The sequence below is a fragment of the Brevundimonas sp. genome (assembly GCF_044336875.1).
GTDB lineage: Bacteria > Pseudomonadota > Alphaproteobacteria > Caulobacterales > Caulobacteraceae > Brevundimonas.
On record NZ_JBIIOP010000005.1, the window covers coordinates 104,251 to 129,553 of the forward strand.

The 25,303-nt window shown below is 68.1% G+C and carries 24 protein-coding genes; 14 read left to right on the top strand and 10 right to left on the bottom strand.

Annotation, left to right across the window (positions count from 1 at the left end; translation table 11 throughout):
- Positions 1 to 228: 228 nt before the first annotated feature.
- Positions 229 to 600, top strand: coding sequence for a zf-TFIIB domain-containing protein (locus ACIQ1T_RS08800; RefSeq protein WP_395944161.1), 372 nt, complete (start codon positions 229 to 231; stop codon positions 598 to 600).
- Between the two features lie 3 nt (positions 601 to 603).
- Here the strand turns inward: ACIQ1T_RS08800 and ACIQ1T_RS08805 are convergent, their stop codons facing one another.
- Positions 604 to 2,322, bottom strand: a complete 1,719-nt coding sequence (locus tag ACIQ1T_RS08805; protein WP_395944162.1) for a hypothetical protein — start codon at positions 2,320 to 2,322, stop codon at positions 604 to 606.
- Positions 2,323 to 2,521: 199 nt separating this feature from the next.
- Between ACIQ1T_RS08805 and ACIQ1T_RS08810 the strand changes: the two genes are divergently transcribed.
- The 5 genes from ACIQ1T_RS08810 (at position 2,522) to ACIQ1T_RS08830 (ending at position 6,050) form a co-directional block, all read left to right on the top strand.
- Positions 2,522 to 3,226, top strand: coding sequence for a response regulator transcription factor (locus ACIQ1T_RS08810; RefSeq protein WP_395944163.1), 705 nt, complete (start codon positions 2,522 to 2,524; stop codon positions 3,224 to 3,226).
- Positions 3,195 to 4,829 (top strand): stimulus-sensing domain-containing protein, encoded by a 1,635-nt coding sequence (locus ACIQ1T_RS08815; protein WP_395944164.1) that lies wholly within the window; start codon positions 3,195 to 3,197, stop codon positions 4,827 to 4,829. Before ACIQ1T_RS08810 ends, ACIQ1T_RS08815 begins: the two co-directional genes overlap by 32 nt.
- On the top strand, positions 4,826 to 5,257 hold the full coding sequence (locus ACIQ1T_RS08820; protein WP_395944165.1) for an HPr kinase/phosphorylase: 432 nt from the start codon (positions 4,826 to 4,828) through the stop codon (positions 5,255 to 5,257). Before ACIQ1T_RS08815 ends, ACIQ1T_RS08820 begins: the two co-directional genes overlap by 4 nt.
- Before the next feature lie 119 nt (positions 5,258 to 5,376).
- Complete coding sequence (locus ACIQ1T_RS08825) at positions 5,377 to 5,781, top strand: PTS sugar transporter subunit IIA (RefSeq protein WP_135193946.1); 405 nt, start codon at positions 5,377 to 5,379, stop codon at positions 5,779 to 5,781.
- Positions 5,778 to 6,050, top strand: coding sequence for an HPr family phosphocarrier protein (locus tag ACIQ1T_RS08830; RefSeq protein WP_395944166.1), 273 nt, complete (start codon positions 5,778 to 5,780; stop codon positions 6,048 to 6,050). Before ACIQ1T_RS08825 ends, ACIQ1T_RS08830 begins: the two co-directional genes overlap by 4 nt.
- A gap of 49 nt (positions 6,051 to 6,099) precedes the next feature.
- Here ACIQ1T_RS08830 and ACIQ1T_RS08835 read toward each other — a convergent pair whose 3' ends face one another.
- On the bottom strand, positions 6,100 to 7,209 hold the full coding sequence (locus ACIQ1T_RS08835) for a phytase (protein ID WP_395944167.1): 1,110 nt from the start codon (positions 7,207 to 7,209) through the stop codon (positions 6,100 to 6,102).
- Between the two features lie 252 nt (positions 7,210 to 7,461).
- Here ACIQ1T_RS08835 and ACIQ1T_RS08840 point away from each other — a divergent pair, with 252 nt between their 5' ends.
- The 3 genes from ACIQ1T_RS08840 (at position 7,462) to lpdA (ending at position 13,424) form a co-directional block, all read left to right on the top strand.
- Complete coding sequence (locus tag ACIQ1T_RS08840) at positions 7,462 to 9,771, top strand: TonB-dependent receptor plug domain-containing protein (RefSeq protein ID WP_395944168.1); 2,310 nt, start codon at positions 7,462 to 7,464, stop codon at positions 9,769 to 9,771.
- A gap of 215 nt (positions 9,772 to 9,986) precedes the next feature.
- Positions 9,987 to 11,894, top strand: coding sequence for an ATP-binding protein (locus tag ACIQ1T_RS08845; protein WP_395944169.1), 1,908 nt, complete (start codon positions 9,987 to 9,989; stop codon positions 11,892 to 11,894).
- A gap of 123 nt (positions 11,895 to 12,017) precedes the next feature.
- Positions 12,018 to 13,424, top strand: a complete 1,407-nt coding sequence (gene lpdA, locus ACIQ1T_RS08850) for a dihydrolipoyl dehydrogenase (RefSeq protein ID WP_395944170.1) — start codon at positions 12,018 to 12,020, stop codon at positions 13,422 to 13,424.
- 101 nt (positions 13,425 to 13,525) lie between these two features.
- Here the strand turns inward: lpdA and ACIQ1T_RS08855 are convergent, their stop codons facing one another.
- The 5 genes from ACIQ1T_RS08855 to ACIQ1T_RS08875 form a co-directional block, all read right to left on the bottom strand.
- Positions 13,526 to 15,301, bottom strand: coding sequence for a methyl-accepting chemotaxis protein (locus ACIQ1T_RS08855; RefSeq protein WP_395944171.1), 1,776 nt, complete (start codon positions 15,299 to 15,301; stop codon positions 13,526 to 13,528).
- 141 nt (positions 15,302 to 15,442) lie between these two features.
- Positions 15,443 to 18,124, bottom strand: coding sequence for a DNA mismatch repair protein MutS (gene mutS / locus ACIQ1T_RS08860; protein ID WP_395944172.1), 2,682 nt, complete (start codon positions 18,122 to 18,124; stop codon positions 15,443 to 15,445).
- 330 nt (positions 18,125 to 18,454) lie between these two features.
- Positions 18,455 to 19,375 (bottom strand): aldo/keto reductase, encoded by a 921-nt coding sequence (locus ACIQ1T_RS08865; protein ID WP_395944173.1) that lies wholly within the window; start codon positions 19,373 to 19,375, stop codon positions 18,455 to 18,457.
- 84 nt (positions 19,376 to 19,459) lie between these two features.
- Positions 19,460 to 20,095, bottom strand: a complete 636-nt coding sequence (maiA, locus tag ACIQ1T_RS08870; RefSeq protein WP_395944174.1) for a maleylacetoacetate isomerase — start codon at positions 20,093 to 20,095, stop codon at positions 19,460 to 19,462.
- The gene (locus ACIQ1T_RS08875) at positions 20,095 to 20,748 is read right to left on the bottom strand and encodes a fumarylacetoacetate hydrolase family protein (protein ID WP_395944175.1); all 654 of its coding nucleotides are present in this window, start codon (positions 20,746 to 20,748) and stop codon (positions 20,095 to 20,097) included. Before ACIQ1T_RS08875 ends, maiA begins: the two co-directional genes overlap by 1 nt.
- Positions 20,749 to 20,885: 137 nt before the next feature.
- Here ACIQ1T_RS08875 and ACIQ1T_RS08880 point away from each other — a divergent pair, with 137 nt between their 5' ends.
- From ACIQ1T_RS08880 to ACIQ1T_RS08890, 3 genes are all read left to right on the top strand, one after another.
- A complete protein-coding gene (locus ACIQ1T_RS08880; protein WP_395944176.1) occupies positions 20,886 to 21,230 on the top strand; it encodes a YqjD family protein in 345 nt (114 codons plus the stop codon).
- A complete protein-coding gene (locus ACIQ1T_RS08885) occupies positions 21,230 to 21,640 on the top strand; it encodes a hypothetical protein (RefSeq protein WP_395944177.1) in 411 nt (136 codons plus the stop codon). Before ACIQ1T_RS08880 ends, ACIQ1T_RS08885 begins: the two co-directional genes overlap by 1 nt.
- A gap of 113 nt (positions 21,641 to 21,753) precedes the next feature.
- Positions 21,754 to 21,933 (top strand): DUF1328 domain-containing protein, encoded by a 180-nt coding sequence (locus ACIQ1T_RS08890; RefSeq protein WP_292119509.1) that lies wholly within the window; start codon positions 21,754 to 21,756, stop codon positions 21,931 to 21,933.
- A 94-nt stretch (positions 21,934 to 22,027) separates the two neighbouring features.
- Here the strand turns inward: ACIQ1T_RS08890 and ACIQ1T_RS08895 are convergent, their stop codons facing one another.
- From ACIQ1T_RS08895 to ACIQ1T_RS08905, 3 genes are read right to left on the bottom strand one after another with little or no spacing between them, the layout of a single operon-like run.
- The gene (locus ACIQ1T_RS08895) at positions 22,028 to 22,879 is read right to left on the bottom strand and encodes a metallophosphoesterase family protein (RefSeq protein WP_395944178.1); all 852 of its coding nucleotides are present in this window, start codon (positions 22,877 to 22,879) and stop codon (positions 22,028 to 22,030) included.
- The gene (locus ACIQ1T_RS08900; RefSeq protein ID WP_395944179.1) at positions 22,879 to 23,835 is read right to left on the bottom strand and encodes a diacylglycerol/lipid kinase family protein; all 957 of its coding nucleotides are present in this window, start codon (positions 23,833 to 23,835) and stop codon (positions 22,879 to 22,881) included. The genes ACIQ1T_RS08895 and ACIQ1T_RS08900 overlap by 1 nt, the downstream gene beginning before the upstream one ends.
- Before the next feature lie 45 nt (positions 23,836 to 23,880).
- Positions 23,881 to 24,234, bottom strand: coding sequence for a hypothetical protein (locus ACIQ1T_RS08905; RefSeq protein WP_395944180.1), 354 nt, complete (start codon positions 24,232 to 24,234; stop codon positions 23,881 to 23,883).
- Between the two features lie 139 nt (positions 24,235 to 24,373).
- Here ACIQ1T_RS08905 and ACIQ1T_RS08910 point away from each other — a divergent pair, with 139 nt between their 5' ends.
- Positions 24,374 to 24,715: a YMGG-like glycine zipper-containing protein gene (locus ACIQ1T_RS08910; RefSeq protein ID WP_395944182.1), complete on the top strand. Its 342-nt coding sequence runs from the start codon at positions 24,374 to 24,376 to the stop codon at positions 24,713 to 24,715.
- Between the two features lie 118 nt (positions 24,716 to 24,833).
- The gene (locus ACIQ1T_RS08915; protein ID WP_395944183.1) at positions 24,834 to 25,280 is read left to right on the top strand and encodes an OmpA family protein; all 447 of its coding nucleotides are present in this window, start codon (positions 24,834 to 24,836) and stop codon (positions 25,278 to 25,280) included.
- Positions 25,281 to 25,303 lie beyond the last annotated feature (23 nt).

Here is a 25,303-nt window from a genome sequence, read left to right on the forward strand (position 1 = left end):
GAAACGTCCTGCGTCCGCGGGACGCATGGCGGCGAGGGATCACGGCGCCTAGTTTCGGGATGCGGGACGGGCCCCTCTGGCGTCGTTGCGATCTGGCGTGTCCCCCTCTGTTCGCCAGGCCGTACGACGCGATGTCGGACCGCACGGGCAAGCCGATGCGACGCCGTCCCGATCCTCCTCGGACCCGTCGCGTCGGCCCCCGTTCCCCCGGACCGACATGGAGCCCGCATGCCCCTTCTGATGTGCCCCAACGACAATGCCGCCATGCAGACGCTGGATCGCAACGGCGTCCAATTCGACATGTGCCCCACCTGCAGGGGCGTCTGGCTGGATCGCGGCGAGCTGGAAAAACTGATGGCGTCAGCCGTCGAGGAGGGCCGCGCCTCGGCGCCCGCCCCCGCGGCGCAACCCGCGCCCCAGGCCTATGTTCCGCCGCCCCAGCCCTATGCCCAACCCCAAAGTCAGCCTTGGGGCGGACAACAGCCCTATCGCGACGACCGGGGCTACAAGAGCGACAAATACCGCGACGATCGCCATCGCGACGACGACTATCGCTACAAGAAGAAGAAGCGCGACAGCATCTTCGACATCTTCGACTGAGGCCTAGAGCTTCAGCCCGGCCGCCCGCATCTGCCCCTGAAGCGCCGCGCTGGTCTCCGGATCGGCGTTCACGGCGTCGCGAACCTCGGGCAGGCGCAGCATCCGGACCGCCTCGCTGCGCGCCCGGTCGGCCGCCGGACCCAGGGGCGCGGCGTCGCCGCTGGCCATCTTCAGCAGGGCGCCGAGTTTCTGCACCGGCGTGGCCTGGGCCCGAGCAATCTGGGCCATGAGTCCGGCGTCTGCCTCCAGCGTGCCTCCGAGGGCCCCGATGGCCGTGGAGATCTGTTTCTCGTCCAGTTCGCCCAGCTGCACGGCCCGAACCGATCGCTGCAGGCGCGCCAGGACGAGCAGCTTGTGCGAAATCCCAGGCGCGCCCGGCGCCGACTGACGCATTTCACTTTCAAGCCGCAAAGAGGTGATGCAGGCGCTGAGCCAACGCGCCGCCGCCCGCTTGTTGGCGCCGCCGGTGACGTTCTCGCACAGCCGGGTCAGGTGCTCGGCCTCGGCCAGAACCGTCGAACAGTGCTGGACATAGGCGGCGACGAAATCCGGGGTGACCAGACTCTTGGACCGGTCGACGAAGGCGTTCTGCACCTCCTCCAGCGTCAGCAGACGTCCGGCCGCGGCCGTCAGCGCCATGGCCAGGGTCCGCAGTATGTCGATCTCGCCGACCGGATCATTCGGTCGCAACCGGCGCGGGCTGGCCAGTTCGCGCGTCACCATCCGCGCCAGGGCGGCCGACAGCAGCGGAAACTCGCCGGCCGACAGATGCTGCCCCAAACGGGCGGCGGCGCCCTCGACCGGCGGGGTCATCAGGGCCATGCGCGGGTCCATGGCGATCAGCTTCTCGACCTCCCGCGGCGCCACCATTCGCACCACGGCGGCCAGACTGGCCCCGTGATCCAGCGACGGCCCCAGGATTTCCGCCAGGTTGGAGCGCACCGCCAGCATTTCCGCCGCGATCTGCTCGACGGGCACCACCACCAGGGCGCGAGGCGGCCCCTCGGGCGGGGCGGCCTCGATCAGGTCCATCAGCGCATCCAGCCGTTCGCGGGCGCCCTGGCGTCCGGCAATCGCCTGGCAAACGACGCCGCCCATGATGAAGGCCCGGTCTGCGGAACCGCTCAGCCGATGCGCCAGGTCGGCGACAGACTGGTTTTTCAGGGACGGAAACTGGCCCGAACGACCGGCCTTGAGCAGGCGCGCCACCGCCGCTTCCGACAGGCGCTGATAGTGACGGACCATGGCGTGCAGGTCCTGGCCGCTGGCCTGGCTTTCCGGCACGGCGACCTTCTGGACCGCATGCTGCAGTTCGACGCCCGAGGCTTCCAGACGCTCCGCCAGGTCCGGCCTGTGCAGGAGTTCGAAGGCCGTGACGCCCTGCCGCTTCAGCCATTCCTCCAAGACCCGCCCGATCAGGCCGCGGGCGTGGGGGGTGTAGAGTTCGGCCGGGGCGCTGCAGGCAGGGCGCGGGGCGGCCTCGACCTTCTTCTTCTTCTTTTCTTCCGGCGCGCCCAGCGTCAGGATGGTGAGACTGTTGAATTCCATGGTGTCCGGATCCAGCGTCTCCTTGGTGACGCGGGCGGCGGCGGCCAGACGGTTCGACAGTTGATCCTCAGCCGTCTCCATGGCGTGTTTGCGGTCTTCGGTGGCGATCAGCAGGCTCCAGGCCGCAGGAGCGGTCTTGCGCACATAGACTTCGTAATGAATCGGACCGGCCATCCGCAGACCCTAGGGCCAAGCCTTTAAGGCGGGGTTTTCGCGATGAATTTTCCGCGAGCCGACGGAATAGAAGCCCGTTATCGTTGAAACACGCGGGGTGGCGGCCCATCTGCCTTGGCCCTAATGTGACCGTGATCGAACGGTTACGCTTGCCGTGCGTTCTCGTACGCGGGAACGGGAAGTTCAGGAGAAGACACCCTTGGCCAATATCACCCTGGTCGACGACGACGAGAACATCGTGGCGTCCGTCTCACTGGCGCTGGAAAGCCATGGCCACACGATCACCGCCTATCACGATGGCGCATCGGGCCTGGCGGCACTGGAAGCCACGCCGCCCGACCTGGCCATCCTCGACGTGAAAATGCCGCGCATGGACGGAATGGAGGTGCTGCGCCGCCTGCGCCAGACCTCGCAGATCCCGGTCATCATGCTCACGTCCAAGGACGAGGAGATCGACGAGATACTCGGCTTCAACCTCGGCGCAGACGACTATATCCACAAGCCGTTCAGTCAGCGCCTGCTGATCGAACGGGTGAAGGCCCTGCTGCGCCGCACCGGCGCCGACGGCGTCGAGCCCGAACCCTCGGCCGAAATTTCGGGCAAGGCGATCAAGCGCGGCAAGCTGAGCATGGACCCGGCCCGTCACGAATCCATGTGGGACGGAAAACCGGTCAAGCTGACCGTCACCGAATTCCTGCTGCTGCAGGCCCTGGCCCAGCGTCCCGGTTTCGTGAAGAGCCGCGACAACCTGATGGACGCCGCCTATGACGATCAGGTCTATGTCGACGACCGCACCATCGACAGCCACGTGAAGCGGATGCGCAAGAAGTTCCGCGCCGTGGACAACGAGTTCGACGCGATCGAGACCCTGTATGGCGTGGGCTACCGCTACCGCGAAAGCTGATCCCCCGGTCGGGCGCGAGCCCGAGGAGGAGACCATGCGCCAGCCGAGGTTCCGCTTCGGCGGCTCGCGGCTGGGCGGCTTCATCCTGGCGCTCAACCTGCTCAGCATCCTTATCCTGTTCGGCGGCGCCCTGCTGCTGAACGAGTTGAGCCAGGGGCTGATCCAGGCGCGCCAGGAGTCGCTGAAGGTTCAGGCCGAACTGCTGGGCAATGTGCTGGGCCAGCTCAGCATCACCCGAGGCGAACCCACCCCGGAACTGGATGTCGGCGAGGCCGCCAAATGGCTGCGCGACAATTTCGTGCCCGCTGGTCAGCGGGTGCGGCTGTACGACATCAACGGCCTGCAGGTCATCGATTCCTATCAGGTCACCGAGAACATTCCAGGTCAGGCCCTGCCGCCCGCACGCCCTGCGGGCACGCCGGGGCCGGACGATCTGGAAGAACGGATCACCCGCAGCGATCAGCAGAAGCAGGTGGCCGACGCCGAGGTCACCGCCGAGGTGGAACGCGCTCTGGCCGGCGATCCGCAGACCACGGTGCGCCGCAACGAGACCGGGGACCGCGTGGTCTCGGTCTCCATCCCCATCCGCCACGTACGCCAGGTCCTGGGCGTCCTGACCCTGGAAGCCGGCAATGTCGACGAGATCCTGGGGGCCCAGCGCCGCGCCCTGATTCCTTTCGCCCTGGTGGCCCTGGCCGTGAACCTGCTGGCGTCCCTGGTGCTGCACCTCTTCGTCGCCCGTCCCGTGCTGCGCCTGTCGGCGGCAGCGGACCAGGTGCGGCTGCAGCGCGCGCGCGCCATCTCCCTGCCTGATCTGGAAGAGCGCAAGGACGAGATCGGAGATCTGGCCCGTTCGCTGGAATCGATGACAGACACCCTGTCCACCCGCATGGACGCCATCGAACGGTTCGCCGCCGACGTCTCGCACGAGATCAAGAACCCCCTGACCTCGATCCGTTCGGCCCTGGAGACCCTGCCCCTGGTGAAGACGGACGCCCAGCGCGAGAAACTGACCAGCCTGCTGCAGCAGGACGTGCGTCGCCTGGACCGGCTGATCACCGACATCTCCAACGCCTCGCGCCTGGACGCGGAACTGTCGCGCGACCGCCCGCGCGCCGTGGAGCTGAACCGGCTGCTGATCGATATCGTCGGCGTCTACGAGACCACGGCCAAGCCGGGCGACGTCCCCGTCCTGTTCGAGGCCCCCGCACAGGCGTTGCGGGTGGTGGGCCGCGACGGGCCGCTGGGCCAGGTGTTCCGCAACCTGATCGACAACGCCCGGTCCTTCAGCCCGGCCGACGGCCGGGTGCGGGTCATGCTGGAAGAGACCGAGGGCGACCTGCCCATCCGGGTGAGGGTCGAGGACCAGGGGCCGGGCATCCCGCCCGAGAACCTGGAGACGGTGTTCGAACGCTTCTACACCTCGCGCCCCAAGGGAGCGGTCTTCGGCTCCAATTCCGGCCTCGGCCTGTCCATCGTACGCCAGATCGTCGAGGCGCACGGCGGACGCGTCCAGGCCGAGAACATGACCACCGCCGATGGAACAGTCGCCGGCGCCCGGTTCGAGATCGCCCTGCCCGCCGCGACAGGCCGGCGGCCGTGAGGGACACCGAACCGCCGATCCACGCCACCACCGTGGCCGTAAGGGATCGCGGGGCGTGGAAAGCCGTCATGCTCCTGGGGCCCTCGGGCGCGGGCAAGAGCGACCTGGCCCTGCGGCTGATCGGCCGCGGCTGGCGGCTGGTCAGCGACGACTACACCCTGATCTGGCCCTCGGGCGAGACCCTCCACGCCACGGCGCCGACCGCCATAGCGGGCCGGATCGAGGCGCGCGGCGTCGGAATCGTGTCGTCCAGGACACGGCCGGTCGCCCGAGTCGTTCTGGCCGTAGCCTGTGTCCCCGAGGCGGTTGAACGGCTTCCCGAGCCGCAGACTCGGCGTTTCGCGGGCGTCGATCTGCCCCTGCTGGCGCTGGACCCTAGACCCGCCTCGGCCGTCGAGATGGTCGCAGTCGCACTTCAGACGCTTTGAACCCGGGAATAACGGGTCTATGACACGCCCCTTGCGGTCCCAAACGGACGCGTCCGGCCTCCCTGTCGGACACGGGGAAGTCCGGGGATGGTTCGGGGCGGGATGCGAGTGAAGTTCTCATGATTGGCCTGGTGATCGTCACCCACGGGGGACTGGCCTCGGAGTTTCTGTCGGCGATGGAGCATGTGGTCGGGCCGCAGCGCGGCGTCGCGGCCATCTGCATCGGACCGGAAGACGACATGGAGCGCCGGCGTCGCGACATCGTGGACGCCGCCGCCGCCGTGGACGACGGCGACGGTGTGATCCTGCTGACCGACATGTTCGGCGGCACCCCGTCCAACCTGGCCATTTCCGTGATGGAACAGACCCATGCCGAGGTCATCGCCGGCCTGAACCTGCCCATGCTGATCAAGCTGGCCAGCGTACGCGGTCGCGAGACCCTGGAATCCTGTGTCGCCCATGCTCAGGACGCGGGGCGCAAATATATCTCGGTGGCGTCCTGGGTGCTCGCGGGCGAGAAATGACCGTCAAGGCGACCCTGAACATCTGCAATACCCGGGGGCTGCACGCCCGTGCGTCCGCCAAATTCGTCAAGCTGGCCTCCAGCTTCGACAGCGAGATCCACGTCACCCGCGACGGGGTGACAGTGGACGCCCGTTCGATCATGGGCCTGCTGATGCTGGGCGCCGGCATCGGCTGCAGCATTGACGTCGCGGCGGAGGGCGGAGACGCCGAAGAGGCGATCGAGGCCCTGTCGGACCTGGTCGCCCGCAAGTTCGACGAGGATCAGTAGCCCGCACCGTCGCCCCCGGGCTTGACCCGAGGGCGAGATGCGACGGGCCTTACAGGCCCAGAGCGCGACGGATGTCGCGCCAGTCCAGGTATTTGAAGTTCTGCGTGCCGACGTCGTTGACGTCGTCCTGGATCACCACCAACCCCTCGGGGAAGGGGCCGACGACGCCGCTGGCGGCGGCCAGGCCGTCGGTGCCGGTTATGCCGTCCACAGTCCCGTCCGTCACCACGAACCGGCCCTTGTACTCGGGTGCGGCGCCGTCGATCCGCCAGACCGGGAAGGCCGAGTCGCCCTGGCTGGAGCCGATCAGATAGCGGCCCGTGGCGTCGGTGATCGTCGTCAGCCCTTCGGCGTCGGCGACCAGTATGTCCTTGGCGATCGGCTGGACCAGGCTACGCGCCGCGCCCGAAGCCGGGTTCAGCCCATAGCGCCACAGGCCGACGTTCTCCTCGTTGATATAGAGGGCGTCGGTCGCCTCATCGGCGGCGCAGCCTTCCGAGATCGTGCCGATCTCGGCGCGGCGGACCTCGCGTGCGACCGGGGCGCCGGCGGCGTCGACGCTCAGCACGAACTGGCGCAGTTCGCCTTCATGGCCGACCAGGACGGCATGAACCTCGGCGCCGCGCCGGGCGAAGCAGAAGCCGTAGGGTTCGACCACATCCGTCGCGACCGCGCCCCAGTAGACGACCTTGTTGTCGCCGGTTCCGGCCGGATCGAACCGATAGAGGGAAATACCCGTCTTGCCCGGCGTGCGGTCGCTGGCGCCCAGGACCACCTGGGGGCGCCCGCCGATAGAAAGCCCTTCGACCGCGTCGACATTGTTCAGCAGGCCTTCCGGCAGGAACTGCAGGATCTGGCCGTCGAAGCCATAGATGTAGAGGCCCGACTTCTTGTCGGTGCCGGCGACGAAGCCGGGCGTCGCCTTGCCGTTGACCGCCACCGGCGCCGCCGAGGCCCAGACGGCGGGGTCGTCGGCCGCGTCCTGACCGGCCGTGCCGACCGAAGGCGTTTCCAGCACCGCCTGGACCGGCGCGCCGGGACCGACGAAGCCTTCGCCCTCGCCCTGGAAATCGACCTCGCCGGTGGCGCAGGCGGCTAGAAGCGCCATCAGGCAGGCGGAGGCGGCCAGCTTGGCGGCGCGTTTGCGTGTCGTGATCATCAGTGTTCCCCGGCTGTCGTAGAAATATCGGCGCCCAGATCAAGCGGGGGCGCCTTTAGGTCAACGGCGTTCGCGCGACGCTTTAGATGCGATTTGGTGACAGATCTTCCGAACCAACCTCAATCGTCTCGGACCTGTACGAATTTCGAGAAATCCACGTCGCGGAATCGTCGCTCTTACGTCGCCGTACCTCATTAAGCGGCGCCGCACCGGTCTGGCGAAATGTCGCAGGCCCGATGGGGATCATCGAGAATGAAGTTCAATCTGCTCATGGGCGCCGCCGTGGCGCCGCTCGCCTTCGCCGCTCCGGCCTTCGCCGCCGATGCGCCTGCGCCGCAGTCGACCCAGACGCCGGTGACCGCTCTGGAAGAGATCATCGTCACCGGCGAACCGGCGATGCGCAACCGCACCGACGACGTCGTGCCGACCCTGTCCTACGATCTGGACTATTTCCAGCGGTTCGAGCCGCTGACCGCCGGCGACGCCCTGAAGCGCGTGCCCTCGGTGACCTTCCTGTCGGACGTGCTGGAGTCGGACGGCGTCCGCATTCGCGGTCTGGACTCGGCCTATACGCAAATCCTGATCAACGGCGAGCGCGTTCCGGGCGCCAACCTGGATCGCTCCTTCTTCGTCGACCGCATTCCGGCCGAACTGATCGAACGCGTCGAGGTCGTCCGGTCGTCCTCGGCCAACCGTTCGGGCGACGCGGTCGCCGGCGCGATCAACATCGTGCTGCGTGACGCCCTGTCGCTGGACGGCGGCTACATCCGTCTCGGCGCCCTGCACTGGGAAGACAGCGAGTACGGTCAGTGGGGCGGCACCTATGGCGCCGTCTGGGGCGGCCAGGTCGGGCCCGGCCGTCTGCTGGTCGGCGGCAACATCCAGGACCGCCGCAATCCCAAGCAAAAATTCTCGCAACGCTTCGACGCGCCGGGCGAGGATCTGAACGACACCGAGGTCCAGTCCGACACGCGCGACGGCACCGACTATTCGGCCAACCTGTCCTATGAAGTGCCGGTCGCCGGCGGCGATCTGCAGCTGAGCGGCATGTTCGTGCGCACCGACCGCGTCCAGGACGAGAATTCGGTCGAGTACGACGGCGGCGACGTCAACGACCCGGCCAAGATCAACGCCAATCCGCTGGATATCCTGACCGACAACTGGTCGATCAACAGCCGTTACGAGCGCGAGATGTTCGGCGGCGAAACCACTTTCAAACTGGGCTACGCCACGATCGAGGACAGCCAGTTCGAGCAGGAAGAAGAGCTCGACATCGGCGACGAGATCATCGAGGGCGAGCGCACCGACACGGACCTGACCGACGAGGAAATCCAGGCCGCGATCGAGCACAAGGTCAAGCTGAACGGCGGCCTGGAGCTGGAGTTCGGCGTCCAGTATTCGGACAAGAACCGCGAAACCGCGATCTTCTCGGCCGGTGCCGAAGCCGAAGGCGAAACCGCCTTCCGCAGCCTGCTGGACAGCGAGTACGGCGATTTTGAAGCGGTTGTCGGCGGCGTCAACACCATCGAGGAAACCCGGATCGATCCCTACGTCATGCTGTCGGGCGAGAACGGCCCGGCCAAGTGGGAAGCGGGCCTGCGCTACGAGACGACCGAGACCACCATCACCGACGAAACCGCCGACGCCGCCGATCGCGTCAGCGACCAGGATTACGGCATCCTGCTGCCGTCGGCGAGCATCCGCTGGAAGCTGTCGGACTCCGACCGGATCACAGCGTCGGTGGCCCGCACCGTGCGCCGTCCGAACTTCGACTTTATCTCGCCCGCCACGCTGGAAGGCGAGTACGGCGACAACGACTTCATCGGCAATCCGAATTTGGAGCCGGAAACCTCTTGGGGCGTGGACCTCGGCTTCGAACGTCGTCTGGGCCGTCGCGGCGTGATCGGCGTCAACGCCTTCTATCGCGACATCACCGACCTGATCGAGATCACCAACACCGGCGCCTATTCCGAACAGGCCCAGGATGATTATGACGACGCCATCGCCGACGGCGCCACGCCGGAGGAAGCGGCCGAGGAACTGGTCTCCTACGTCCTGACGGCCGAGAACGTCGGCGATGGTCAGGTCTGGGGCGTCGAGTTCGACATGTCGACCCCGCTGGACTTCATCGGCATGGAGCACACGGGCGTCTTCCTGAACTATTCCTGGCTGGACAGCTCGGTGGAAGACTTCATGGGCGACCGCCGCTTCAACTCCCAGTCCGACTATGTCTTCAACATCGGCTTCACCCAGGACATTCCGACCTGGGGCGCCGCCTTCGGCGCCACCTATCGCAAACAGGGCGACGCCGCGAGCCGCATCGTCGGCGAGGAAGTCGTCACCTCCTACGGCGGCGATCTGGAAATCTTCATCGAGAAGCAGGTCGCCTCGAATGTCGTGGTCCGCCTGACCGGTTCGAACCTGCTGGACTCGTCCAAGGACGAGGTGTTCGACAAGTTCAACACCCTCGAAGACCAGATCGACCGCAGCTATGACGAGTACGAACTGGAGACCGAAACCGCCGGTCCGTGGTTCCAGATCGTCGCGCGGATGGCCTTCTAACCCGCGATCCGAGACCAGAAACTGAAAGGGCCGGGCGGCGACGCCCGGCCCTTTTTCGTGGCCGGGAGGTCTGACATCGCGGCGCCGCTTGACGGCGACCGCGCCGATGGGGTTTGGCTGATCGCGTTAACCTTTTCGCCGGTCCGCTGGTGCGCTGTTTGCAACGTGTGGGCGCGAAAGGGCGACGGACGCCCCAGATTGAAACGGATCGATCGATGTTCCTCGAAGGCGAGGTCAACTGGACGCTGGTGTTCGGCGTCATGGCCGTCGCCGGTCATGTCATCGCTCTGATCGCCATCTGGTTCGCCGTGGCCAATCGCGTACGGCACGTCAGTGCGACTGACCAACTCGACATTGTCCAGAAGGTGGCGGAGACCTCGGACAGGAGGCTGTTCGAGACCCTGCACGCCATTCCCGTAGCCATGGTCGAGACGGACCGGACGGGGAAGTTCATCTTCGCCAACCGCGCCGCCCACCAGCTGCTGGGACGCCGCGACGCCGAGTTGCTGGGTCTGCGGTTCCATTCAGCCACCTGGGGCATCACCTATCCCGACGGCAAGATGATCCCGGCCGACCTGCTGCCGAGCGCTCGCGCTTTGCGCGGCCAGACGGTGCGCGGCTTCCAGCACCTGATGATCAACGCCACGACCCGCGAGAAGATGCTGGTCTCGGTCACCGCCATGCCCATCCAGAACGCTTCGGGCCAGGTCACCGGCTCTATCGCCGCCGTGGTCCAGACCGATGTCCTGACGACCCCCGCCATCGAGCCCGCCGCGCCGCCGCCGCCGCCCGTCCCGACAGGCCCGTCCCTGTCCGACCGGGTGTTCGACGCGGCCTCCAGCGCCCTGGTCCTGGTCGACGCCGAGGGCCGCATCCTTCGGGCCAATCGCACCGCCCTGGTCATGCTGGGGCGCGTCGACGGGGTGACCGGGGCCGATTTCGCCGACCTGTTTCTGCCGGACGACCGTCGGATCGAGGGGCGCCAGGCCCTGCACGCCGCCCTGTCCGCGTCGCAGAAGGAGGCGGAGCCGATCGAGACCACGGACGTCGACGGCGTCGCGATCTGCTGGACCCTGTCGCCGCTGACCGACGAGGCGGACCGACCGGATGCGGTTCTGTTGACCGGCACGCCGGCCGAGGACCTGTCGGCCGGGGCGGCGCCCGTTGACGCCGACAGCCATGACGCCGGTGATGCGGAAGCCGAACTCATCCCGGACACGGGGCTCGACGAGGACGCCCGACTCACGGCCGAGGACGAGGCCCCTGACCCCGTCGCAGAAGCCCTGCTGGCGGCCCAGGCCGAGTTCGCCCGTCGCGAGACAGAGGTCCAGGCCGCCCATGAGCGCGCCCTGGCCGACGCCGCCAGCGCCGCCGAAATCGTCCGCGCCGAACTGGAAGCCGAGCGACGCATGGGCAATGTCGGCCGTCTGGCCGGCGGGGTGACCCACGACTTCGCCGCCCTGCTGGGGGTGATGACCTCCGCGCTGGACATGATCCTGCGCCAGGCGGACGAGCCGGACCGGGTGCGTCGCCTCGGCCAGGCGGCCCTGACGGCCGGTCAGCGAGGCGAGCGAATGACCCGCCGTCTCAGCGCCTTCTCCCAGGACGAGGACCGCACCAATCTGCAGCTTCTGGACGTCGGCGTGCTGTTGGCCGGACTGGAGGGCCGACTGCGGCATTTTGTCCCCCCGGTCGTCGACCTGATGATCGAGACCCCCGCCGAACCCGCCCTGGCCCGGATCGATCCTACGGCTTTCGAGGCGGCGGTCACGGCCCTGACCCGCAATGCCGTCGAGGCGTCGGACAGGGCCGGATCGGTCGCGGTGCGACTGGCGATCCTGCCGGACGACACCCTTCGCCTCAGCGTGCGCGATTCCGGGCCGGGCATGGACGCCGACACGCTGCGCCGCGCGCCGGAGCCTTTCTTCACCACCCGCGCGGACGCGGCGGGCCTGGGCCTGTCGCAGGCCCTGGCCTTCGCCCGTCAGTCGTCGGGCGTCCTGACGCTGGACAGCGCGCCGGGCGAGGGCGCGGAGGTCTCGATCACCCTGCCGCACGCGACCGACACCGCGGCCGAGAATGCGGACGATGCGGACGAAACAGCCGTCGAAACCGAGACCTGAAGGCCGCAGCCCCCCTGCAATGGTCGATTCCGGCCCCCATATGACGCCCGGCGGTTGACCCGTGCGGGGTCGGCGCTAGTGTCCGCGCGCCTTCCCCCGCGCGCCAGAAGACCAGAGGATATCATGGCCGAAGCTTCCGCTCCCTACGACGTCGTCATCATCGGCGGAGGGCCCGGCGGCTATAACGCCGCGATCCGCGCCGGCCAGCTGGGCCTGAAGGTCGCCTGTGTCGAGATGCGCGCCACCCTGGGGGGCACCTGCCTGAACGTCGGCTGCATGCCGTCCAAGGCCCTGCTGCACGCCTCGGAAATGTGGAACGCCGCCAACGGCGAGTTCGCCAAGATCGGCATCGAGGTCTCGCCCAAGCTGAACCTGGGCCAGATGCACAAGGCCAAGGACGAGAGCGTCACGGCCCTGACCAAGGGCATCGAATTCCTGTTCAAGAAGAACAAGGCGGAGTGGATCAAGGGCAAGGGCAAGATCGTCGGCAAGGGTAAGGTGGAAGTCACCGCCGCCGACGGGTCGGTCCAGACTCTGGACGCCAAGAACATCGTCATCGCCACCGGCTCCGAGCCGACCCCGCTGCCCGGCGTCGCCTTCGAAGACGGCAAGGTGATCGATTCCACCGGCGCCCTGTCGCTGCCGGCCGTGCCGAAGAAGCTGATCGTGGTCGGCGCCGGCATCATCGGCCTGGAACTGGGTTCGGTCTGGCGCCGCCTGGGCGCCGAGGTGACCGTGGTCGAATTCCTGGATCGCATCACCCCGGGCATGGACACCGAGGTCGCCACGGCCTTCCAGCGCACCCTGACCAAACAGGGGATGATCTTCAAACTGGGCGCCAAGGTCACGGCCGCCAAGTCGGGCAAGGACGGCGTGGAGCTGACGGTCGAGCCTTCGGCCGGCGGCGCGGCGGAAACCCTGAAGGGCGACGTCGTCCTGGTCGCCATCGGCCGCCGCCCCTATACGGACGGCCTGGGCCTGGAGACGGTGGGCGTCACCCCCGACAAGCGCGGCTTCATCGACCATGATCACTTCAAGGTCGCCGACGGCGTCTGGGTGATCGGCGACGTGACCCACGGTCCGATGCTGGCGCACAAGGCGGAAGAAGACGCCGTCGCCGTGATCGACACCATCGCCGGCAAATACGGCCACGTCGACTACGCCCTGGTCCCCAGCGTCGTCTACACCTACCCGGAAGTGTCCTGGGTCGGTCAGACCGAAGACCAGCTGAAGGCGGCCGGCGTCGCCTACAAGAAGGGCAAATTCCCCTTCACCGCCAACAGCCGCGCCAAGATCAACCATGAGACCGACGGTTTCGTGAAGGTTCTGGCCGACGCCGCCACCGACAAGGTGCTGGGCGTCCACATCATGGGCCCGCAAGCCGGCGAGATGATCCACGAAGCCGCCATCACCATGAGCTTCGGCGGCGCCTCGGAAGACATCGCCCGCACCTGCCACGCCCACCCGACCCGTTCGGAAGCCGTCCGCCAGGCGGCCATGGATGTCGAAGGCTGGATGATGCAGGCCTGATCCGGATCCGTCCCGCAGGGGACGGTCCTTCAGGACAGAGAAAAGGCCCGGTCGACATTCGTCGGCCGGGCCTTCTGCTGTTCAGCGATGACCTCGGGCGATCAGGCGGCCCAGGCCGCCCGCTCGTCCTGGGTCTGACGCGCGGCATCCAGACGGAAGCGCGACACCAGTTCGGCCAGCTTCTCCGCCTCGTGGCTCAGGGCCTGGTTGGCGGCGGTGGTCTGTTCGACCATGGCGGCGTTCTGCTGGGTCGTCTGGTCCATCTGGTTGACGGCGGTATTGACCTCGGCCAGGCCGACGGCCTGCTCCTTGGCCGAGGCGGCGATCTCGGCGGCCAGCAGGTTGATATCAGCCACCTGGCTGATCAGGGCGGTCAGGGCGCCGCCCGTCTGCGACACCAGGCGGGCGCCTTCGCCGACGCTGGCGCTGGAGGCCGAGATCAGGCCCTTGATTTCTTTCGCGGCCTCGGCCGAACGCTGGGCCAGGGCCCGAACTTCCGAAGCCACGACCGCGAAGCCGCGGCCGGCCTCGCCCGCGCGGGCGGCCTCGACCCCGGCGTTCAGGGCCAGAAGATTGGTTTGGAAGGCGATCTCGTCGATCACGCCGATGATCTCGCCGATCCGGCCCGAAGAGGTCTCGATGTCGCCCATGGCGGCGGTGGTGTCGGCGATGATCCGCTCGCGCTCTTCGGCGCCGCTGCGGGCCTGGGCGGTGATGCCGGCGGCGGATTGGGCGCCGTCGGCGGTCTTGCGCACGGTGACGGTGATCTCATCTAGGGCGGCGGCGGTCTCTTCCAGGGCGGCGGCCTGCTGCTCCGTCCGGCGCGACAGGTCGTTGGTCGCGGTGGTGACCTCGGCGGTGCCGGCGCGCATGGCGCCGACCAGTTCGATGATGTCGCCCATGGTCGCCGACAGGGTTTCGGCGGCGGCGTTGTAGTCTTCCTTCAGCTTGCGGCTGCGTTCGGCGAAGCTGGTGGTGATGCGATAGCTCAGGTCGCCGCGGGCCAGGGCCGCCAGGCCGTCGCCCAGAGCCTCGACCACCACGGCGTCCTCTTCCGCCAGGCGTTCGCGTTCGGCGGCGCTGGCCATCTGGGTGGCGCGGGCCGTCTCGCGCATGGTGTCGGCCTCGGCCTCGGTCTCCTTCTGACGCAGAGCAGCGTCGCGGAAGGCGATGACGGCGCGGGCGATCTGACCGATGTCGTCGCCGCGCGAGACCCAGGGAGCGTCGAAGTCGGTGCGGCCCTGGCGCAGGGCTTCCATCCGGTCGCACAGGGCCTTCAGCGGCGAGAACATGCGGCGCGACAGCACCAGACAGGCGCCGACGACCAGCAGGGCCACGACCAGGCCGCAGGCGAACAGGGCGATCATCACCTGGTTCACCGAGGCCATGAAGTCAGCCTTGGGGATACCGACGAACAGCACGCCGATCGTCTCGCCGGCGGCGTTCTTGATGGGATCATAGGCGACGAAATAGGGCTTGTTCAGGATCTCGGTCTGGCCGCGATAGGGTTTGCCGGACTTCAGCACGGCGTCATAGACGGGGCCGGGCTTCAGCTTGGTGCCGACCGCGCGCGAACCGTCGTCCTTGACCACATTGGTCGTGACCCGCATGTCGCCCATGAAGACGGTGGCCATGCCGCCGACCAGGGTCTTCACCCGGTCCACCGGCTCGACGAAGTCGTTCATCGGCGTCGACCCGACATAGAGTTTGCCGTCCCGCGCCGAGAAGCCGTCGCCGTAATCGGCCAGGACGTCCCAGGCGACGCGCATGTTGGTTTCCTGCCGTTCCGCCGCGCGGGCGCCCGCGTCGCGGGTCAACAGAACGGCGGCGACCGCCATCAGGGTTATGGTCAGGGCGCCGAGCGCGGCAATGACCATGAGGGCCGTTTTGGCCGAAAGGGAAAGGGCGCTGATCTTCATCGTCTCGTCCGGTGGAGCGGCCGGGGGGAGCGGCCGAGAGACAGCGTTGCAGGAACAAGGTTAAAAAACTCACCCGTAAGGGTTTGTGCGTAACCGACCCTAGATCAGACCCTTCAGCCGATAGAGGGCTTCCAGCGCCTCGCGCGGCGTCAGGGCGTCGGGATCCACGTCCTGCAGGGCGGTCTCGACGGGGGTCGGTCCCCGCACGGGCTCCGGTTCGGCGACCGCGAACAGGGGCAGGTCGTCCAGTCGGGCGGTGGCGGCCTTTTCGCCTTCCAGTCTTTCCAGAACGGATCGGGCGCGGGCTACGACAGAGGCCGGCACCCCCGCCAGCTTGGCCACCTGGACCCCGTAGGAGCGGTCGGCCGCGCCGGGCGCCGCCTCGTGCAAGAAGACCAGATCGCCGTTCCATTCCTTGGCCACCATGGACAGGTTGCAGACGTGGTCCAGCCGCGTCTCCAACTGGGCCAGTTCGTGATAGTGGGTGGCGAACAGGGTCCGGGCGCGATTGGTCTCATGCAGGGCCTCGGCCGTGGCCCAGGCGATGGCCAGACCGTCATAGGTGGCGGTGCCGCGTCCGATCTCGTCCAGCACCACGAAGCTGCGCGGCGTCGCCTGGGTCAGGATGGCGGCGGTCTCGACCATCTCCATCATGAAGGTGGAACGGCCGCGCGCCAGGTCGTCGCCGGCCCCGACACGGCTGAACAGCCGGTCGACCACGCCCAGCCGCATCGACCGCGCCGGCACGAAGGCCCCGGCCTGGGCCAGGATCACCAGAAGCGCGTTCTGGCGCAGGAAGGTCGATTTACCGGCCATGTTGGGGCCGGTGACGATGGCCAGGCGCGCGCAATCCTGGCCTGACCCGTCAAGCCGGGCGTTGTTGGGCGTATAGGGATCACCCGCCGCCTTGACCGCCGCCTCGACCACCGGATGGCGGCCGGCCTCGACGGCGAACACCAGGGTGTCGTCGACTACGGGGCGGACCGCCCCGATTTCCTGGGCCCATTCGGCCAGGGCGGCGTGGGCGTCCAGTTCGGCCAGGGCCTGGGCGACCGCCTGCAACGGCTGGGCCAGGCGCGCCACCTCGCGCCGCCAGGTCTCGAAGGTCTCGGCCTCGATGGCCAGGGCGCGATGACCGGCCTGGCTGATCTTGGCGTCCAGTTCCGACAGTTCGACCGTGGTGAACCGGACCTGGCTGGCCAGGGTCTGGCGGTGAATGAAGGGGCTTTCCGGACCGGCCCGCAGCAGGCCCTCCGCCGCCTTGGCCGAGGTCTCGAGGAAATAGCCCAGCACCGCGTTGTGCTTGACCTTGAAGGCCACGCCGGACTCGGCGACGGCCCGCGCCTCCAGATCCGCGACCACCCGGCGACTGTCGTCGCGCAGGGTGCGGGCGGCGTCCAGTTCGGGACGGTAGTCGGGGCGCACGAAGCCGCCGTCGCGGGCCAGATGCGACGGCTCGTCGATCAGGCCGTCGGCCAAGTCCACCATCAGCCGCGACAGGTCCGGCGACAGGGTCAACCGGTCCAGGGCCACGGCGATGCGGCGCGGCTGGCCGGTCAGGGGGTCGACCTGGCCGATGAACAGCCCTGCGATTCCTTCGCCGATGTTCAGGCCCGAACGAATGGCGGCCAGATCGCGCGGTCCGCCCCTGCCCAGCGCCAGCCGCCCCACCGCCCGCGCCACATCTGCCGAAGCCTTCAGCCCGTCGCGCAGGTCGCGTCGCAGGTCGCGTCGTTCCAGCAGCCATTCGACGGCGTCGAGTTGTTCGTTGATGGCCAGGGGATCGCGCAGCGGCCGGGCGATCCGTTCCGCCAGGGCCCGCGCCCCGCCGGAGGTCACCGTCCGATCAATCGCGGCCAGCAGCGAGCCCTCGCGCTCGCCGCGCTGGGTGCGGTCGATCTCCAGACTGGCGCGAGTCGCCGGATCGATGGCCAGGAAGCCGCTCTCGCCCAGACGGCGGGGCGGGGCCAGGGCCGGAACCTTGCCCGCCTGGGTGGTCTCCAGATAGGCGGCGATCAGGCCCAGGGCCGAGACCTCGGCCTCCTCGAAGGCGCCGAACCCGTCCAAAGCCGCCACACCGTAGAGGCGCTCGACCCGCGCCCGCGCCGCCTGGGGTTCGGCGATGGCGCCGGCCAGGGCCTGGACCACGCCGCCGGAGCCGTCCAGGGCGTCGCGCGTCGTCTCGTCGGAATACATCCGGTCGGTGACCAGCACCTCGGACGGGCGGAAGGCCGCCAGGGCCGCACCCAGGTCTTCCAGCGAACAGGCCACCGAATCCACGGCGCCGGACGACAGTTCGACCACGGCGACCGCCGCCCGGCCCTTGCGCACCGCGACGGCCGCCAGCCGGTTGGCGCCGCGCGCGTCCAGCAGACTGTCCTCGGTCAGGGTGCCGGGCGTCACCACCCGCACCACGCCGCGATGGACCACGGCCTTGCCGCCGCGCTTCTTGGCCTCGGCCGGGTCTTCCAGCTGTTCGCAGATGGCCACCTTGTGACCCATGCGGATCAGTCGGGCCAGATAGCCTTCCATCGCATGGACCGGCACCCCGGCCATCGGAATATCCTCACCCTGGTGCTTGCCCCGCTTGGTCAGGGTGATGCCCAGGGCCGCCGCCGAGACCTCGGCGTCCTTGAAGAACAGTTCGTAGAAGTCGCCCATCCGGAAGAACAATATGGCGTCCGGCTGACCGGCCTTGGCCGTCAGATACTGCGCCATAAAGGGCGTCGCCCCCTCGATGGAAGCGGCGAGGTCGGGCGAGGGAGAGGCGGGGGCGGTCATGTGGCGCGGAAAGTGACGGAAGCCGTCCACCGGCTCAAGCGGTTTGCGGGCTGAATTGGAAACAACCTTCGCCTGAGCAGCGCCGTCGAACGCTGGGGGGTGAAGATGGCGGAACGCATCACTGAACCGAGGCCCATTCGCGGTCTCACAGGCGCGCTCGGCGTCACGTCTCCATCAATGCCGCGGTCAGCCAAGTCTCCACTTTGGCGAACGGATTTCGGCCGGATCGAGCGGGCTCAGACGCAGTTGATCGAACAGGCGCGCCGGCGTTCATCCGAGAGGGCGCGTCCAATCTGGACGGCGTGAGCGGATCGCGCTCGCCGCCTGCGATCAGGCCGCGCTGCTGATCCGTGAACGGGCGTCGGCGGTGAAGGCGGCCGGCGCTTCGAGCGCCAGTTCCGACCAGTTCAGGGCCGGGCAGGGCGCGTGGGCCGCAGCGAGAATGGCGCGCAGTTCGGCGGCCGAGGCCACGCTCGACACCACCCGGTCCACGGCCTTCAGCGAGAAGGCATAGGCCAGGGCCGCCTGCATCGGATCGCAGCGCCGTTCGGCCAGACGCCGACGCGTACGCGACAGCGGCTGAGCGTATTCCGCCAGCTGCGGCGGCAGTTCGTCTCCGACCGCGAACAACAGGCCGCCGGCAAAGACCGAGGCGAGGTGGACCTGGGCGCCCAGGGACTTGATCTCGTCCAGGACCCCTTCCTGGGCCGCGCGCTGGTCGAGAAGATTGCAGGAGACCTGAACCACGTCGGCTTCGAGCCGACGCGCCAGCAGGGCCGGACCGTCCTCGACCGTGGCGCAGAAGCCGATGCTGCGGAACAGGCCGCGCGCCTTCAGGGCCTGAAGCCGGTCCCACAGGGCGCGGCCGTCGGCGCCGGCGAGGTCGGCTGCGTTGGACACCAGCAGGGCCTCGCCGCGCGGCAGGCCCATCCGTTCCAGCGAGCGCCGCGCGCGCGCCTCGACCCGGTCCAGTCCCTCGTTCAGGGCCACGGTCCGCACCGTCACCTGGAAGGGAGAGGGGAAGGGCCAGGCCTGGCCCAGCAAACGTTCGCCGTCGCCTTCCGGCTTGGTCGCGATCATCTTGACGCCCGCATCCGACCCGGTCTGCAGCAGGAAGCGCATGGCCTCCTCGCGTGCGCCCGAAGGCGCAGACATGAACGGATTCGGCGCGCGCTCGGGCTCGGTCACCACGGCCAGGGCCAGGCGATCAACGGGCGAGGGCGCCGAAGGGGTGGCGGGGGAATGCGTCACGCTACGACAATGCGCTCCCAATACTTAAGGGAGGTTGAGCGAGACGTTACGCGAGTCTTACTTATCCACCACTGATATCGCAGATCAGGCGTCGGCGTCGGCCTGCCGATCGGGATGGGCCGCCTGAAAGGCCGGATGGTCCAGGGACCGCGCCTCGACCGCCAGAAGACCCGGCCAGGCATCAAGCATCATATTGAATCTGCGCGCTGAATAGAGCTGGGGGATCAGGTAGCAATCGACCAGGCCCGGCCGGTCGCCAAAGCTCCAGCCGCCGCCATGCCGGTCGATCAGGACCTCCAGCGCATCGAACCCGGGCGCGATCCAGCGCGCGGCCCAGGCATCGACCGTCGACTGGTCCGCCGAGAAATCGGATCGCAGGGACTTCAGCACACGGAGGTTGTTCAGCGGATGGATGTCACAGCCGATCAGAGACGCCATGGCGCGCACATGGGCGCGGTCCGCGACGTCCGCAGGCAGCAGGGCGGGCTCGGGATGGGTCTCTTCCAGCCATTCGAGAATGGCCGGGCTCTGGGTCACGACCAGATCGTCGTCCTGTAGGGCCGGCACCATGCCCTGGGGATTCAGCGCCAGATAGTCGGCGGCCTTCTGCTCGCCCTTGCGCAGGTCGTGCGCCGCCAGATCATAGGCCAGTCCCTTCAGGGCCAGGCCGATGCGAACCCGGTAGCTGGCGCCGGACCGCCAATACCCGTGCAGGATCATCAGGCCACCTCGAAGGCCAGGGTCTCCAGGCCGTCGATGGTCACGACCACCGCATCACCCCTGACCACCGGGCCGACGCCCGAGGGGGTGCCGGTGAAGATCAGGTCGCCGGGGGCCAGGGTCCACAGCTTGCCGGCCGCCTCGACGATCCGGTCGGGGTTCAGGATCATGTCATCCAGCGCGCCCGATTGTTTCGTCTCGCCGTTGACGGTCAGGGCGATGGCGCCGGCAGGCGACGGCAGGTCGCCCAGGGTCACCGATCCGCACGGCGCCGACTGGTCGAACCCCTTGGCCGCGTCCCACGGACGCCCGGTCTTCTTCGCCTCGGCCTGCAGATCGCGGCGGGTCAGGTCGCAGCCCACGGCCCAGCCGACGATCCTGCCGCCTTCGCCGATGGCCGCCACCAGTTCGGCCTCGTAGTGCAGGTTCGCGGTCGCCGAGGGATAGGCCGGATTGGCTCCGTCGGAAACGATCGCATCGCCGGGCTTGGAGAAGAAGAAGGGCGTTTGCTTGTCCGGATCCGAGCCCATCTCCCGCGCATGGGCGGCGTAATTCTGACCGACGCAAAGGATGCGACGGACCGGGAAGCGCAGGTCGCTGCCCGTGATCGGCAGGGATGGGGTCGGGCGAGGCGGGAACAGCCATTGGGTCATGCCCTCAATCTAGTGCGACGAATCGCCCGTGACGAGGGCCGTGACACCGCTGCGGTCGCGGGAACCTTGACCACGGTGTGGCGTTGGCAGACGGGGTTCCCTATTCTATTGCCAAGCTTGAAACCGGAGCGCGCATCATGGCCACCACTAAGGCTCGAGAAGACATCAAGGCCGACCTGAAGACCCTCAAGGAGGATCTGAAGACCGGCGCCCGCGAAGAAACCCAGCGCCTGCGCGAAAAGGCCACCGAGGCCGAGGCCAAGCTGCGCGCCAAGAGCGAGGAAGTGCGCGAACAGGCGCGCGGCTATTACGACACCGCCCGCGTGCGCGGTCGTGAATATTACGACGACGCCGCCGAACGCCTGGACGAGGCGCAACGCTATGTCGTCGAACGCGTGCAGGAGCGTCCGCTCCAGTCGACGGCTGTCGCGCTCGGCGTCGGTCTGGTCCTGGGCATGCTGCTGGCCGGTCGTCGCCGCTGATGTTCAAGGGCATCGTCAAACGCCTCGTGGCGACCAGCGTGGTCGCCGCGAGCGTCTTTCTGGCCGTGGTCTTCCTCGGCTTGACCATATTCTACGCCCTGGGTCTGGTGATGACGCCGTTCGGCGCCGCCGCAGTGACCTTTGGCCTGTTCGCCCTCGTGGCCCTGATCGTCACCCTCGTCTTCCTGAAGAGCCAGGACCACGACGACGAGGAAGACGAGGACGAGCCCGATGGTCTGGTCGGCAAGGTGCTGCACATCGTGCGCGAGCGTCCGATCATCGGCGCCGTGGGCGGTCTGGGCGCAGCCTTCCTGCTGCTGCGCAATCCGGCGCTCGCCGCCATCATCGCCAGCATGGTCGCCGAGCGGAAGATGGACCAGGGCGGCTATACGAAGCGTCGTCGGCGCTAGAGTCGAATCCGTTGTCCGCGACGGAACACCCGGCCCTCGGGAACGTTGATCTACCGACGGACGAACGGCTCCAGGGCCGCCGTCGGTAACTTCAACGCAGGAGAGCTAAACCCATGATTCGCTGGGCAATTATCTTCCTGATCGTGGCCTTGGTCGCAGCCGTTCTCGGCTTCGGCGGCATCGCGAACTTCTCGTTCGAGATCGCCAAGTTCATCGCCGTGGTCGCCATCATCCTGTTCGTCATCGCCCTTGTGGCCGGCGGACTTCGCGGACGCGGCGCCCCGCGACTATAGCGGGCGCTGACCGACGAAATGAAGAAGGGCCGGAACGCGAGTTCCGGCCCTTTCTCTATGCGGCCTCCCGCGAGGCCTCGGAGGGCCGGGCGTCTTAAACCGCAGCCTTTTCCAAAGCGCCGGGCTCGTTCGGACTCGGCGCCGTCGCAGCCTTGCGGGTGTCCTGACGACGCGGCAGTCGCCAGATCTGGTGCGAGCTGTATTTCTGCCCGTCCCAGGCCATGGCCGTGACCGTGATCGTTCGAGCGTCCCAGTCCACCTGGTTGAATCCGGGCGGCGACCCTCGCTCGCGATGCGACAGGGTCCCGCAGCCCACGGCGTAGGAGCAGCGGTCCGCCAGATCGATCGGCAGGGCGAAGGGCACATGGACATGGCCCGTCATGATCAGGTCCACCCCGGCCTCGGCGAAGATCAGCGCTGCTGCGTCGCCCCGCTTGACGTCGCCGGTCATCGGCGTCCCGATCATCTCGATCAGAGGGTGGTGACAGGCAAGAACCCGCAGCGCGCCGATCGGCGCCTGACGCAGGGCCTCCGCCGCGCGTCGCGTCTGGTCCAGGTCGATGACGCCCTTTGACCAGTTCGGTCGCGCCTGCCAGCCGCGCGCGGTCACGACGCCGCGCACCATCACCGTATCGTTGCAGAACTGCCCGTCGTGGGCGGGAAAACCGGTCGCCGTTTCAAACGCCTTCCAGGGATCGAACACCCGGGCGACCGCGTCCCAATAGGGCACGTCGTGATTGCCGACGATGACGAAGCGCGGTTCGGGCATGGCCCGCATCCATTCACCGGCCGCCTTGAACTCGGCCGGATAGCCCTTCTGGGTGATGTCGCCGGTGATGAGCACCAGATCGTTCGGCGTGGCGTGGGCGTAATCCAGCGCCGCCGCGACGGCCCTCTTGTGTTCACAGCCGAAGTGGATGTCCGAAAACTGAAGAATCCGTCCCATTACAAACTGTCCTCGGCCGCCGGCGGTCGCGGCGCCAGGGCCCGGAACGACTTGGCGATGAAGCGGACGGTGGCCTCGGATTTCAGCAGCATGGGTTCGCCGTCGATGACCGCAGGAATCTTGGAGCGGGCCCGAACGTCGATTCGCTTGGCCGGCTTGGTCGAGACCGCCGGATCATGGCGCCAGTCGCTGAACAGGGCGTTGGCCGCCAGACGGAAGGCCTGGCTGGCGTCCGAGGGATCCATGGCCGCCGCCTCCAGGCCGATGGGATCCTCCATGGCCTTGGAAATCATCGGACTGATCAGGACCAGGGCCTCGGCCCGTCGCTTGTCGCCGCCGTCCAGGCTGAACCTCAGCCGGCCGGTGAAGGCGCGTTTCAGGGCTCGCCGCCCATAGGCCCAGGCCAGTTTCACCTTGCCGGTCCGCATCGCCTCGCGAGCCGGCGCCCAAAGAGCGGGCGAGCCCAGGATGGCGGCGCAGTAGAAATATTCGCCCTCGACTTCGCCGCCGGACACCGGCTGGGGTTCGCCTTCTTCCAGGGCGCGACGCAGGGCCAGTTTCCAGTCGGCCGTGCCGTACAGGGCCTTGGGCAGCATATTCATCGTGCCGCCGGGCAGCGGAGCGATCATCGGCCCGTTCGGCTTGGCCTTGGACGCCACCGACCGCGCCGTGCCGTCGCCGGCCAGGACGAAGATGGCGTCGGGCTTGGCGGCGAAGGCGTCGGCTATGGCCTGGTCGAAATTGCCGGCCTCCAGCACCACGACCTCGGCTTCCAGATCATAGTCGGCCAGGATCGCCTCGGCCTCGCCGGCCGCACGCGGGCCGACGCTGCCGGATAGAGGATTGACCAGCATCACGATCCGCGACAGCGGCGCATGGGGCGTCAGGACGCGCTTATCGCCGTCGCGCGGCTCGCCGGCGCCGGCGTCAGGTTCGGGCGTCAATGTGTCAGTCATGCCGGGCGAACGTCCCGGCGGCGCGGGCGTTCCCGACAAGCGTGACTATTGCTTCAGTTCGTCGCGCGCAGCTCCGGCGCCGGCCTCAAGCGCATCACCGGTCTTCTCGGCCGCCCGGCCCGCCTCGTCGACCGCGACATCGGCGACTTCGGGGGCCTGACCAGCCAGTTTTCGCGCCTCGGTCCATCCGGCGACGATCCAGCCGTCCAGCATGCGTCCCGCCGCCTCGACCGACCGCTCCTTGATCGACAGCACCAGCGTCAGCGCGCCGATCAGCGCCAGCAGGGTCACGAGCACATTGACCAAGGGTGCGGCCGAGGCCTTGCGCTTCCTGCCACGCGCCCAGACAGGCCCTTCGGCGCCGGCCGCCGCGAACGTCACTTCCGAAAACCGCATCATGTCCCCCAGACATTCCAGCGCGAGCCCGCTCGCCCGCGACATCCTTAATACAACCCACAGAACAGCGATAGACATGGGAACCGGGGCCGTAATCCGGCGTTCTCGCCTTCGGGGCGAACCCAGGACAGAGGATTTCACCATGAACAAGGCCATCATCGCGATCGCCGGCGCCGGTCTGCTGGCTTCGGCCTGCGCCAGCGACCCTTACGGCGGCACCAACCAGACCGTGCGCCAAGGCGCCATCGGCGCCGGCCTCGGCGCGGTCGCCGGCGCCGTCATCGGCAACAATGTCGGCGGCGGCAATGCAGCCACCGGCGCCCTGATCGGCGGCGCCCTGGGCGGCGCGGCCGGCGCGATCCGTGGTTCGAACCAGGACCGCAACAACCAGCAGCGCTACCGCGACAGCCAGGGCCGCTACTACTACTGCTACGACAACCGCCAGGACGAATGTTACTGGGACAACGGTCAGCGTCGCTATTGATCGAGGCTTTCGCCCGACCGTGTCGGCAGACGCGGCCGGCTTGAGTTCCAAAGGGCGGTTCGTCTCGGACGGACCGCCCTTCTTGTTTTCAGGATGATGGTGGGAGACGGGGAAACACATGAAACATATCGCAGTTCTGGCCATGACGGGCGGCATGCTGGCCTTGGGCGCCTGCGCCATGCCGATGAAACGCGAGGCGATCGTGGCCGGGGAATCGATGTGCTCGCCGGCGCGGTTCGACATCTATTTTCAAGAAAACGACGCCGGACTGACCGAGGCTGCGGACCAGGCGATCATGGCGGCGGCGGGGGTGCTGAGAGCCTGCGACGTGCGCCGGGTCCAGGTGCTGGGACTGGCCGACGCAACCGGGGCCAGCGAGGCCAATCTGACCCTGTCGCAGCGGCGGGCGCGGACGGTGGCCCAGGCGCTGAACGGCGCGGGACTGCCGGCGCCCGTGTTCGACGTCGCGGCGGCGGGCGACGCCGAGGCGACGACGGCGACGGGCGCGGCGGAGCCGTTGCGGCGTCGGACCGTGGTGGTGGTGGACGCGCATCCGCGTCGATAGGCCCGTCGACCGGACGCGCTGAC